10 protein-coding genes are annotated in these 12,885 nt (G+C 42.7%); 4 read left to right on the plus strand and 6 right to left on the minus strand.

The features are described 5' to 3' along the window. Positions 1-30 precede the first annotated feature (30 nt). The 3 genes from E8E00_RS14740 to E8E00_RS14750 all read right to left on the minus strand — a co-directional run bounded on the left by E8E00_RS14740 (position 31) and on the right by E8E00_RS14750 (position 2,668). The gene (locus E8E00_RS14740) at positions 31-1,575 is read right to left on the minus strand and encodes a BCCT family transporter (RefSeq protein WP_096632358.1); all 1,545 of its coding nucleotides are present in this window, start codon (positions 1,573-1,575) and stop codon (positions 31-33) included. 174 nt (positions 1,576-1,749) lie between these two features. Beyond that, positions 1,750-2,181: a hypothetical protein gene (locus tag E8E00_RS14745; RefSeq protein ID WP_069587867.1), complete on the minus strand. Its 432-nt coding sequence runs from the start codon at positions 2,179-2,181 to the stop codon at positions 1,750-1,752. 187 nt (positions 2,182-2,368) lie between these two features. Further along, complete coding sequence (locus tag E8E00_RS14750; RefSeq protein ID WP_096632355.1) at positions 2,369-2,668, minus strand: hypothetical protein; 300 nt, start codon at positions 2,666-2,668, stop codon at positions 2,369-2,371. 1,108 nt (positions 2,669-3,776) lie between these two features. On the opposite strand from E8E00_RS14750, the gene E8E00_RS14755 reads away from it, so the two are divergent. From E8E00_RS14755 to E8E00_RS14765, 3 genes are all read left to right on the plus strand, one after another. After that, the gene (locus E8E00_RS14755) at positions 3,777-4,382 is read left to right on the plus strand and encodes a TetR/AcrR family transcriptional regulator (RefSeq protein ID WP_096632352.1); all 606 of its coding nucleotides are present in this window, start codon (positions 3,777-3,779) and stop codon (positions 4,380-4,382) included. Between the two features lie 191 nt (positions 4,383-4,573). Then, positions 4,574-5,731: an iron-containing alcohol dehydrogenase gene (locus E8E00_RS14760; RefSeq protein ID WP_096632350.1), complete on the plus strand. Its 1,158-nt coding sequence runs from the start codon at positions 4,574-4,576 to the stop codon at positions 5,729-5,731. A 70-nt stretch (positions 5,732-5,801) separates the two neighbouring features. Beyond that, positions 5,802-6,824, plus strand: coding sequence for an NADP-dependent oxidoreductase (locus E8E00_RS14765; protein ID WP_096632347.1), 1,023 nt, complete (start codon positions 5,802-5,804; stop codon positions 6,822-6,824). Positions 6,825-6,944: 120 nt separating this feature from the next. Here the strand turns inward: E8E00_RS14765 and E8E00_RS14770 are convergent, their stop codons facing one another. Both E8E00_RS14770 and E8E00_RS14775 read right to left on the minus strand, forming a co-directional pair. Next, positions 6,945-10,526 (minus strand): ATP-binding protein, encoded by a 3,582-nt coding sequence (locus E8E00_RS14770; protein WP_096632344.1) that lies wholly within the window; start codon positions 10,524-10,526, stop codon positions 6,945-6,947. Beyond that, entirely contained in the window at positions 10,523-11,149 is a 627-nt protein-coding gene (locus E8E00_RS14775) for a response regulator transcription factor (RefSeq protein ID WP_096632341.1), read from the minus strand. The genes E8E00_RS14770 and E8E00_RS14775 overlap by 4 nt, the downstream gene beginning before the upstream one ends. Positions 11,150-11,343: 194 nt before the next feature. Between E8E00_RS14775 and E8E00_RS14780 the strand changes: the two genes are divergently transcribed. Continuing rightward, positions 11,344-11,910: a fimbrial protein gene (locus E8E00_RS14780; RefSeq protein WP_096632338.1), complete on the plus strand. Its 567-nt coding sequence runs from the start codon at positions 11,344-11,346 to the stop codon at positions 11,908-11,910. A 41-nt stretch (positions 11,911-11,951) separates the two neighbouring features. On the opposite strand, the gene E8E00_RS14785 is transcribed toward E8E00_RS14780, so the two are convergent. Continuing rightward, positions 11,952-12,884: an OmpA family protein gene (locus E8E00_RS14785; RefSeq protein WP_096632335.1), complete on the minus strand. Its 933-nt coding sequence runs from the start codon at positions 12,882-12,884 to the stop codon at positions 11,952-11,954. Between the last annotated feature and the right edge of the window lies 1 nt (position 12,885).

Below are 12,885 nucleotides of genomic sequence, written 5' to 3' on the forward strand. Positions count from 1 at the left end.
GCGCTTTTCTATCAATTGCGTATACCACGCTTAGCTTGCTGTCGCAGGCTCTAGCGCAAGATTCGCTTCTTTCTCTTTTTGCATTCGCATCACCGCTATTGGGCCGGTAATGAAAGTAAACGCAATCAAGAAAGAGACAGGCACAGCTGTGATCACAATGAACGACTGCAACGCATTCAAGCCGCCTTCACCAGCCAGCAAGAGCACACCGGCTACCACGCCCATGACAATCGCCCAGAATAGACGATGCGCACGTGTGGGTTGATTGTCTCCAGAGACCGCCATCGCAATGGAATACGCCATAGAGTCACCTGTGGTCGCCACAAAGGTGGTGGTCAACAGCATAAAGGCTGGGATCAATACCACGCTGTAAGGCAGCTGTGACAAGGACGCAATCAAGATCGCCGGCAAACCCGCATCCGCCATTGGGCCGGAAATGCTACCCGGAGACTGCAACTCATAAAAGATACCCGTACCGCCCAGTACCGAGAACCAAAAGTTAGTCGCAATCGGTGCACAAATCGCAACAGCAAAGATCAGTTCACGAATAGAACGGCCTTTCGAGATGCGTGCAATAAAGATGGCCATCATGGGTGCAAATCCAATGAACCAGCCCCAGAAGAACCATGTCCACCATGCATTCCAGCTGCCGTTATCGGAGTTGAGTGCCAGCGTGTGCATGTTATTGAGGTAATAGCTAAAGCCAGCACCAAACTGCTCGAAGATAAAACCCGTTGGACCCAGTACGACCACAACAGCAAGCAGCACGGCCGCACCAATCACATTCATCCGGCTTAACCATTGCAGACCTTTATCCATTCCCGTAAAGGCAGAAATAGAGTAAATCGCCACGACCGCGGCCAAGATCAGCATTTGCATCGACATGGTGTTCTCGATACCGACAAAGCTTTCCAAGCTGTAACCCAACTGGGTGGCAAGGAAGCCAATCGGACCAATGGTGCCCGCCGCAACGGCAATGATAGAACACGCATCAATCACAGAGCCTAGCCAGTGATTTTCCAGCTTGTCGCCAAGCAACGGGTATAGCAGCGCACGAGGACGCAGACGCACGCCTGCTTGGTGGTGGGCATACATCAGCACGATGGTCGCCAAGGTACCCAACACTGCCCAAGCCAAAAAGCCCCAGTGGAAGAAGCTTTGGCTTAACGCAGGGGCGACCGTTTGCATCGCGCCAGCTTCCATCTCACCTAACGCCGGAGGTGGCGTCATAAAGTGGTAGATGGGTTCAGCCGCTGACCAAAAAACACCGCCGCCCGCAAGCAGAGTACACATTATCATCGCAACCCAGCGGAAACGGCTCATTGAGACGGTATCGGTGGCGCCCAGTTTCAACTTACCAAATTTACTGCCGCCAATGGCTAGCGCCAGCACGAAATTGATCACCATTAGCCACTGCCACCAGTAACCAAAAAGGTTGGTAGATTCAGCAAACAGCGACTGAATCACAGTGGAAAAATGTTCGAGGTCAAACAGGGCAAAGGCAAGGAAGAGAGCGACAAAGCCGATAGTAAAGACGGCAACAAGTCGATCGTTATTTTGTGTAGATTTAAGCATTAGTTCGCTCACAAGGTGTGTGAGGGGCGGCACTCTATCAGTGTGGCGAACGAATGACCAGCATAAATTGCATCGAACACTAACGATAAAAACGTGACAGACATCACCTATTCAGCCGTGGTGCGGGCTGAATAGGTTTATGACATTTTTATTAACTGCGCAAAATTCGACCCGCTAAGCCGGCTCTTTGTCTGACGCCTTACGCGATGACTTGCCGGTTTCCAAGATCTTCTTATGCAGTGTCACCGCAGCACGATACAACTTGGGGTGAACCTGCGTATCGGTTTGCTTTGCGCGATTACACTTTGATATCACGGCTGCAGTAATACAGGCTGCAACCTTGAGCTGTCCAAGTTGAAAGGCATAACTTGCGGTTTTAATCGCCATAAACACAGATTGGTCACTGTACTTATAATTGCGTGCCGCAAACTTTTCAAAGCGGAGAAAATCCTTGTGATAATTTTTTAAAATGCGATTAACGTGGCGGTCGTAATAGTTCTTGTACTTGGCGTAACTGCCTTTGCGGTTACTGGCCATGATGTCTCGAACCCAGACAACTGACTGCAGTTGTTCTTTTTCGAATAAGCCACTCAGCCAGGCAAACATGCTACCTCCATACTGCTAGCTTAACGGCTCTATTCTACTTATTTCGTGCTACTAAGCTACGGGAAGGTGCAAATAACCCCTTGATTGGTCGTTATTTAATCAGTTTTGCGAGGCGCAGTGAGTAATAGATGATTGAAGAGTCGGGAAAGGAGGGCGCGAGGACCCCTCGTGTTGAATGAACGATTCACTACGCGCGGGTGTTAATGGTAATCGTATAAGTATCCTCTGCCGCCGGTAACATGTGCAAGATTTGCTCGCCGAGATCGGGGTGCGAGAGCAAGTAATTACCTTGTGGAAAGCGGGTATCCTTTGGGCCTTTCAACACTAAGCTAAAGTTTTCCACCAATTGATCGTCAATGGTTTCACCGTTGCCCTCATGCTCATCAATACGGATTAGGGTCATCGCATATTCCGTGTCTGTGCCATCAATCAAAGTAATGGTTTGATCGATAAGCGCTTTAACGTGCTGACAAGATAGTACATTCATAACACCTCCCTGCGACCCTAGACAGGGTTCGTGAGTCTCTTTATCTATCTACCTGTAAATAAGGTTAGAATAAAAATTCGTCAATGCACAACAGCTTAGCAAATTTTCTGCACATTTATCGAGCAAAGCCTCTGTTCAAGACATTACCCCGTCCCAAAAACACAAAAGGCAACCCTATGGTTGCCTTGTTGCTTACGGTTGGACAAATTAACTGCGCGTTTTGACGCTACGTGCTTTATCCGTTTTTGATTTGTAGTAATACCACAAACGTCTACTTTTATTGTGCATCGAACACCTCTCCTATCAGATTAATGAACGATATTTATCGCTATGGTTATCGCACTCGTTCAGCAATAGCACGAACAGTGCGGAACTTAATAAGCACTCGAGATGAGCGCTGAAGCGCGATGATTCAACTGTCAGCCCGAACACCTTTGTAGGGCATTGCTCGTCTACTTAATGGGGAATGGACACACCGCCATCCTTCTGTCGTAAACGTAAAGCGTTGAAAATCACGTTATCTCTATTCTTATTACAAATACTTGCAGAAAGCAACCTTGTTCACGTTTGCTCAACAGAGTAACTCACTGCGACGTCGGGAAAGCTTGCTATGAGAGGAAGTGTGCTTACGAAACAGTTGGGTATCCTTTCGGCAGCCCAGCATAATAAAAAGCCGCTCAATTGAGCGGCTTAGCGGATGGATTCCTTTGTTGGTCGTTGGTCAATGAAACTTGTTGTTGCACTGCCCCGCTTGCTCACTATGTTGAGCGTCCTAACCGCATGGTCTTGTGTTCAAATGCCTGGCTGGCGGCAAACAAGGTGTCGTCATGGGTTCCTGACATCAACGGGGGCTTCACTCTTTTTGGCGCGTCACTGCGCGCTGATCATTTACCAAATTGTGTGTCAGCTCGGCTGACATTTTGAGTAAAGCACAGTTTTTCTCCCGCGCCACTGCATGACGTATAAACTGTGAACACTGCAATAAATCCGACATAAACTGCGATTTCGCACAGCATACCGGCCCAATTTATGCCGCCATTCGACACCAAAAATAAAAATGTTCCCTCATCACTAGACGACCGGTCTAATCTTGATTATGCTAGTCGACATGAAATCGAGCAGCACTCATGAAACGACCAGTCATAACGCGACCCACCAGCACCTGTTGGAAACGGGCGTGAGCGTCATGGCACAATTTGGTTTTAGCGGCGTTGGCCTAAGCGCCATCCTCAAACAAGCGGGCGTACCCAAAGGGTCTTTTTATCACTACTTTGCGTCGAAAGAGCAATTCGGCCAAGCCGTGTTAGACCACTATTTTGCTTGTTACATTGCGGATGTGAATCGCTTACTGACAGATAGCTCGCTCTCTCCCATTGCACGTGTGCACAGCTACTTCAGTCGCTGGCAAGCACAATATTGTAGTTTGGATCCGGTGCAAACGTGTTTGGTCGTCAAGCTGAGTGCAGAAGTTGCGGACTTATCTGAGCCAATGCGGCTGGCACTGCGTGATGGCACCGATCAACTGATTGGTTGCTTGGCGACTACGCTCGCTCAAGCCAGCGATCAGTTTAATAGCCAAGCGGCGCTGACCACCGCGACAACTTTATATCAATTGTGGCTCGGCGCAAGCTTACTGACCAAGCTGCATCGTAACGACAGTCATCTCACTCAAGCGATGACCATCACTGAAGAAAAGCTCGGGCTGATCGATTAATCCTGTTGTGCTCTATACAGCACGTCAGTAACCAACAACTGAACATTGATGCGTGGCGGTAATACAAGTTATCAACCCACCATCAACCCGAAACCCGCCAAGGCGGGTTTTTAACCGGCACCTTCTAGACGACCGGTCTAATTTAAATAAACGCTTGATACCATCAAGCACAACAAAAGGAAGGATGAGCAATGAACAACTTTGAGTTCTACAATCCCACACGTATCGTTTTTGGCGAAGGTAAGATTGCCGAGCTGGATCGGCTCATCCCGGCCGATGCCAAAGTACTCGTGTTATTCGGCGGCCAAAGTGCACGAAAAACAGGCACCTTGGATGAAGTAGAACAAGCATTGGGTCAGCGTCAGTTTGGCCTGTTTGGTGGTATTGAACCCAACCCACGCTTTGAAACCTTGATGAAAGCGGTCGAGAAAGTGAGTGCTGAAGGCTATGACTACCTTCTCGCCGTGGGCGGCGGCTCAGTGATCGATGGCACCAAGTTCGTTGCCGCAGCCGCGAAATATGACGGCGACGCCTGGGACATTCTTACCAGCATGGGCGGTAAAGTAGAAGCCGCCCTGCCATTTGGCACCGTACTCACCTTGCCGGCAACCGGCTCTGAGATGAACAAAGGCTCGGTAGTGACTCGCGAGTCAATGCAAGCAAAACTACCGTTTATGAGCGAGCTAGTCTTCCCGCAGTTCTCGGTATTGGATCCGGTGAAAACCTACACCCTACCGATTCGCCAAGTGGGTAACGGCGTGGTCGATGCGTTTGTTCATGTCGTGGAGCAATACCTCACCTACCCAGCCAATGCGCCGGTACAAGACCGATTCGCCGAAGGCCTACTACAAACCCTCGTCGAGCTTGGCCCACAAGCGCTGGAAACACCAGAAGACTACAACGTACGTGCAAGTTTGATGTGGACAGCCACCTTAGCGCTTAACGGCTTGATTGGCGTGGGTGTACCGCAAGATTGGTCAACCCATATGCTGGGTCACGAACTGACCGCCCTGCATGGTTTGGATCACGCACAAACCCTTGCCGTGGTGCTGCCTGCAATGCTCAATGAGAAGTTTGAGCAAAAACAAGCCAAGCTCGCACAATTTGCTGAACGTGTTTGGCATATTGACCAAGGCAGCGACGCCGAAAAAGCGCAGCAAGCGATTGAGAAAACACGCGACTTTTTCGAGCGCATGAACGTGAAAACACGCATGAGCGATTACGATCTGGATGAAACCGCGATTGAGCCCTTGATTGAAAGCCTGACTCAACACGGCATGACCCAACTCGGTGAACATGGCGATGTGACGCCGGACGTTTGCCGCCGTGTGCTTCAAGCCGCGCTGTAATCGCCGTTTTATTTCATGATGAGGCGCGCTGATCTAGCCGCCTCTTTTCCCATCTTCAAGGGAGGAATCCATGTCAGCATTAACAAATCAACGTTTTGTTCTCGCATCACGCCCGGTTGGCGCCCCCACTGCCGAGAACTTTCGCTTAGAAGAAGTCGCCATTCCTGCTCTGGGTAACAAGGATGTACTGATTGAAAACCATCACCTATCGATTGACCCTTACATGCGCGGTCGAATGAGTGATGCCAAATCGTACGCAGAACCCGTGGCGATTGATGGCCTGATGGTCGGTGCCACCGTAGGTAAAGTGTTGGAATCTAACCACGCCGATTATCAGGCGGGTGATTGGGTATTGGCTTACAAAGGCTGGGAAACCCATTCCGTGGTCGATGGCGATACCCTGCTTAAACTTAACCCTGACCTCGCACCGGTTTCATACGCACTTGGGATCTTGGGGATGCCCGGCTTCACCGCCTACATGGGCTTGTTAGATATTGGCCAGCCTAAAGAAGGCGATACTCTTGTCGTCGCCGCGGCCACTGGCCCAGTCGGTGCGACTGTCGCACAGATTGGTAAACTAAAAGGCTGCCGCGTAGTCGCGATTGCCGGTGGCGAAGACAAATGCCAGTACGCCCGTGAACACCTCAGTGTCGATGCCTGTATCGATCATAAAGCGGACAACTTTGCCGAGCAGCTTGCCGAAGCCTGCCCGCAAGGCATTGATGTGTACTTTGAAAACGTCGGCGGCAAAGTATTTGATGCAATTATGCCACTGCTTAATACCGGCGCACGTATTCCCGTGTGTGGCTTGGTATCTCAATACAACAACACCGCCCTGCCTGAAGGCCCAGACCGTCTTTCGCAACTAATGGGCACCATCTTGGTCAAGCGCCTAACCGTGAAAGGTTTCATCATTTTTGATGACTATGCGCACCGTTACCCAGAGTTCGCTCACGACATGGCTAAATGGGTCGGCGAAGGCCAAATCCATTATCGTGAACACGCGGTGGATGGCTTTGAGAAAGCGCCGCAAGCACTGATTGATGTACTCGAAGGCCGCAACTTCGGCAAGATGGTGGTCAATATTAAATAGAGCCCACACGCTTTATTTCGCAACACCGAAAACCCTGCCTCCCCCTTAGCGATGGGTTATTAAGGGGGGGCAACACTACAAACATTTTAAAAGGAACTCCTAATAATAAAAAAATCAAAATTACTGATTAGATCGTAACTCATTCTCGATCTTTTTATTAACATCTAAAGTAAGAGTAATTAACTCTTCTATATACGCCACCATCTCGTCCTCTGAACACGAGCCTTCTATTTCGTCACATTTTTTTGAAATCATCGTACACCCAATCATATTCGAACCACTTTTCATTTTGTGTGCAATTTTTTTACACTCTTCTAATTCTAACCGCTCTAACGCCAATCGTAACTCTAGAATATCATTATCATTTTCTCTAAAAACCTCCTTTAGTATTCTCCTATTTAGTTCAAGATTACCTAATGTTAATGCTTCTAACTTATCTCTATCTAACCAACTATTACCAAAACTATCTTTAGATGCTTTCAGCTCACCACCGCCAAATACCACATCGCTGATAGCTGTATTTAAGTCATCAATTGTAATCGGCTTAAATAGGCAGCTATTCATACCGGATGCTAAAGCATCATCTATTACTTCTTTTTGGGCATTAGCGGTGTAGCCAATGATAAACACAGGAGTTATAGATTTCTCTTTCTCATAATGTCTAATCCATCTGGTTAGCTCATAACCGTCAACTTCTGGCATATTACAATCTGTAATAACAACATCTATTACATTATTTTTATATGAATCAAACGCATCTTTTCCATTACAGTCTTGTACAACCGTATGACCTAGATACTTTAGCTGTTCACCTAATAATAATCTATTTGGCGCATAATCATCTACGATCAACACACTATACCTTTCATCATGACCCACTTCATATTTTACATGGCTCGTTGAAGACTCTGCGTTCTCACTACTAACTTCTAAGTCTAACAGTATCGTTATTTTTGTACCAATCCCTTCTTTACTTTCTATATTGAAACTAGCAGACATGAGATCACATATGGCCTTAGAAATCATCAAACCAAGACCTGTCCCGCCATAACCCGTATGATTATCAGCTTGATTAAAGGCTTGAAAGATCCGTCCCATACTTTTCTCTGGAATTCCAATCCCTTGGTCGACAATGCATATTTCAACCTTATTGTATCTTCTATTATCCTCTATCAGTCTGACCCGTAAATCCACACGACCTTTCGCTGTGAATTTTATAGCATTACCAACAATATTTACTAATACTTGCTTCAACCGACTATCATCATAAAAAAAGTCGCGATCTAGCCTTTCATCAAACTCTAGATCAAAACTCAAACCCTTCTGTGATGCCAAATAAAAATAGGTTCTATATATGGAATAGATTGTATCTTTAAGCTTATTGCTGTCAGGGTTCAAATCTATCTTTCCTGATTCTATCTTTGATATATCTAGAATATCACCTATCAGAGAGAGAAGCTCGCGAGCCGCTTGGTAAGCAACATCTACTGACTCAATATCAAACTTATCTATGCTATATTTCTTTTTAGTTAGTTCCAACAACCCAAGAATTGCATTTATAGGTGTACGAATCTCATGGCTCATCGTCGCCAGAAATCGACTCTTAGCTACATTTGCTGACTCTGCATTCTCTTTAGCGTCAGATAGCTGGTCCAAAAGCTTAACACGCTCACTAATATCGATAAATCCACACACTACACCAGCAGTAGAATCGGATCTGCTTTTTATCGTAAACGGTTGAATCCAATGGTAATAATCAAACCTTCTTTGATTTTTGTAAATCACGCGATCTTTATATAAAGGACTATTATTCTCCAATACCTCTTTATGATCCTTTTCGGCTTCGACGGGAAAGTACATAAATCGAATATCATTAGCATTATTTTTTCTTAATAAAGATTCACATTCATAACCGAAATTATTGACAAAACTTCTATTATATAGTGTAAGATTCAACTCTTTATCTTTTACATATATCGGATGAGGTATACTGTCGATAACAACCTGTATAAACTCCGCTTGTTCTAACAATCGATTCTTAATGTCTAATCTGTTTCTATACGCTCGAATCAATGCTGAAAAACTCATTACTATAATTATTAATATCACCGAGCCAGAAATAATTATCGTATAAATAGTATACTGATAGTCCTCCCAGTTCTGCTCTACTGGCAGCGCGTTCTTGCTCCACCTGTTAATTATAACATTTATATCATTAGCGGGAATGTAATCCATGATTTCAGAAAGAAACTTTGCCATGTTTTCGTTATTAGGTTCTATTGCGAAGCTTAAAGTGCCAGACGGTATATTATGCACTATATCTCCAACATATAACTCGCCCTCGAAAAATTTAGAGATATAGTAATTAGCAACCGTTAAAGGCATAATAGCTATTGAATTATTATCAGAATTGAAGACCCGATTCAAAGAATCAATATAATTATTTGATGAAAATATATTTAGATTTGGATTAACTAACTTAATATCGTTTTCGTATATGTGTCCATTAGGAACATATACCGTGGATAATTCTTCTGGTTTGTCTGATACTTTCTTAACAACACTATAGTTAGAACTCAAAATTTCTTTAGTGAAATATAACCCTCTATCTTTAGATTGAGTCATGAAGCCAAAGTCTGCCTCGCCTTCTTTTATCGCTTGGATCCTCTCACCTATAGAATCCTTGAAGACATATTTAAACTTTACCCCTGTGTATAAATTAATAAGCTCTAAGATTTCTATCAGAATACCTTGTGGATCTTGGTCCTCTCCTACATAACTAATAGGAGCCAAATATTTAGATAAAACTACTACTACCTCTTTGTCTGAATCTAAATATTTATCCGCAATATTACGCCCTGCATTTAGTGTGCTTATACTAGGAATAGAAACACCACCTCCATTCCATTTTCTCTTTAAAAACCCTTTTAAATAACCATCGACAGAAAAGATCGCCTTATTTAAGATATCCAATAAAAAATCGTTGTCTCTATGTAGAGCAAAGGAAAAACCTTTTGAATTAAATTCAAGTAATCTATCGAATGAAATATCATCTACAAACTGACTATTTATTTGATAATTGGCAGAGTTTAAATCTATGATCATCGCGTTGATATCACCTTTAAATAATGCCGTAACCAACTCAAGAGGTGAGGAATAATGCACAATTTCTGCATCGGGATAATTTCTCTTTATAACCTCATCCGGCAAATACTCATAAAATATTCCGATTCTTTTTACCTTCTCCGTTTTGGAATAAGATCTTTTAAATACTGCTGGTATATCTTCTTGATATGGAGACGTCAATTTTAATCCCGACAGAACTTCGTAATCATTAGATGTCGTTAAAACATCAATCTCATCGTTCTTCACTGCTTCAATAGCGTCCTTTCGGCTGTCATAGGCAATTAGAGTTGTTCCAGTACCAAGCACCAATTCAAAAAATTTTAAATAATCTGCTGTAATTCCCTCATAATACATTCCGTATCCATCATTAGAGATATCATAAGGGGGAAAGTCCTTTTTGACAAACCCAACTTTTATTCTATTTTCTGATAACCACTTTTTTTCACTGTCAGTAAGTCCTACCTCTGGTAGATCATCATAACTACTCGCCAGTCCACTATATAACTGGTATGAATAAGACCGAGAGGTGACGAATATTGATACAAATAGAAAAATAAAGATTAAACCTTTTATCATAGAATCGCATTCCTTTTAGCAACATCGATCAACTGTGCTATATTGCTAATATTCAACTTATCGAAAATCCTAGTTTTATACGTGCTGATAGTCTTATCACTAAGTAACATCTTTTCAGCTATGTTTTTGTTACTTAGCCCTGAAGCAAGAAGCTTAAACACTGTCATCTCTCTTGATGAAAGAATAGATAAAGAACTCTCATCTTCTTTTTCCTGTTCCGTACTTAAAGATACCGTCGATATTTCGGGGAAGAAATTATAACCAGCTTCTAATGAACGAATTGCGGTTAGCAGTTCCTCTACACCCTTGTCCTTAGATACGTAACCAGATGCACCAGCTTGCATGCATAGGCTAATAAAGTACTCAGATGTCTGTGAGGTATAAACTAAAAATCGAGTTTTTAATCTCAAAGACTGGCAACGTTGAATTACCTCCATCCCATCTAATGAGGGAATTGTGAGGTCAATAATAACTATGTCGGGGCTCAGTTTTTTTATCACTTTAAGTGCATCTATCCCGTTCTTTGCTTCGCCTATTACTTTATAGTTATATTGCTCTAACAGCATTTTTGCTGCTAAAAGAACAACAGGATGATCATCTACAATTAAAATGCTCTTCTTCATATATCACTCTACTTAACAACTATTAAACATTAAATTTTCTTATTAATTAGCACTTAAACCTAATGCACTAAATCGAATATATTCTACACCTCATTTAATTGTAGGACATTTCCTGAATTTTGCACATTAAGTTACATGGTTTAATTTTATATGTATAATCTCAGAATTAGAAAACGCAGACCATGGAGTAACCTATGATTAAACGAAGTAATATAATTATTCTATTAGGCTTATTCGTAAGTAATCAAAACGCCTCTGCTTTAAGTTTAGAAATAAGCGGAAAAATAAAGCATCCTACCTGTCAGGTCAAGATTAATAACATTAGAAACTCGCCAGTTATAAATCTCCCAAGCATCAGTATCAACCAGTTAAAAGATAGAAATTCAGTTGAAACTACTTTTGAACTCAAAATTTATGATTGTCTTAGAAGTTTGGAACTAGTACAACATTGGGATGTTAGATTCTCACCATGGGGCATAGATCGGAATAGAGAATCACTCATTCCTGGATTTATTCCTATGATTTCAGGGACAGCTGATAATATTGGATTGCAGATACTAGATCAACCTTCAGGCTCTCCGATAGCTAACGAGTTCAATAGTGGTACTTTAATAGGATATCGTTTACGAGATGCTATACAAATACCTCCTGGTCAGGATCAAGGAGTGCATACCTTTGCCGTTAGATATTTACCATTAAATGACACGCCCCAGCCTGGCACATTAACTAGCTATTTACAATATTCTATTATCTATGATTAAAAAAATGTCCACCTTTAAGTTAAAGTGTGGACTAGTCTTTTTTATTTTCTAATTGAAACCGTTACTCGTCTGTTTTTCTTTTGTCCATCTAATGTGTTATTGTCAGCTATGGGACTTTCTTCTCCATAGGCAACAACTAAAAAACGTGAGTCATCCATATCATAATCCTCTTTTAATTTATTTTTTACAAATATTGCTCTATCCTTAGACAATTCTTTATTATATTTTTTTCCACCTATATCATCTGTATGACCCGAAATAACTATATTGGCTTCATCATCAATAGCATTTTCCATCATTTTATTTAGCTTATCTTTTTCCACTCGTAGAGGAACAGATGAATCAAAATCGAAATAGAAGGATACCTCTTTAATCTTATTAACTACTTTGAAATCAACGTCTTGTATCCTATTTATGTCCTCTTTTTTACCAACTGGCAGTTCTGAATGATTCCCGGTTTTTAAGTCCGCTCGATTGCTAGGCTCTTCAGTCTTAGAAAATCTATAGCCAAATGATATTAAACTAATCGCATCTCTATTATATCTACTATCCGATAGAACCTTTTTTAGTTCTGCTGTTAAGTAAAAGTTTTGGTTAAGATCAAGTCTTAACCCTGCCCCCAGGTGAAGTTGATTTTCATCATCGTTCAGATAGCCCACTCGAGCAAGGTCACTAGAAAGGAATACTGAATTACCGGTACCGCCATTAAAATAATATCGGCCTCCGATTAGATAACCTTTATAATCTAAGTCTGATATTTTCTTCGATTCCAAGTAATTTAACTGACTACTCCAGTTTTCGTTAATAAAATACTCAGCTCCTATCCCCAAAAAATCATCATCATTTATACCTCTTTGATTATCGTTCCACACTTCTCCAAACGTCATATGAAGTCTATAATCTGATAACGAAAATGAAGACGATGAATAGGCAGATGTTAGAAAGGTTACCAGTATAATCAATTTATACTTCATA

The organism is Salinivibrio sp. YCSC6 (genome assembly GCF_004916735.1).
GTDB lineage: Bacteria > Pseudomonadota > Gammaproteobacteria > Enterobacterales > Vibrionaceae > Salinivibrio > Salinivibrio proteolyticus.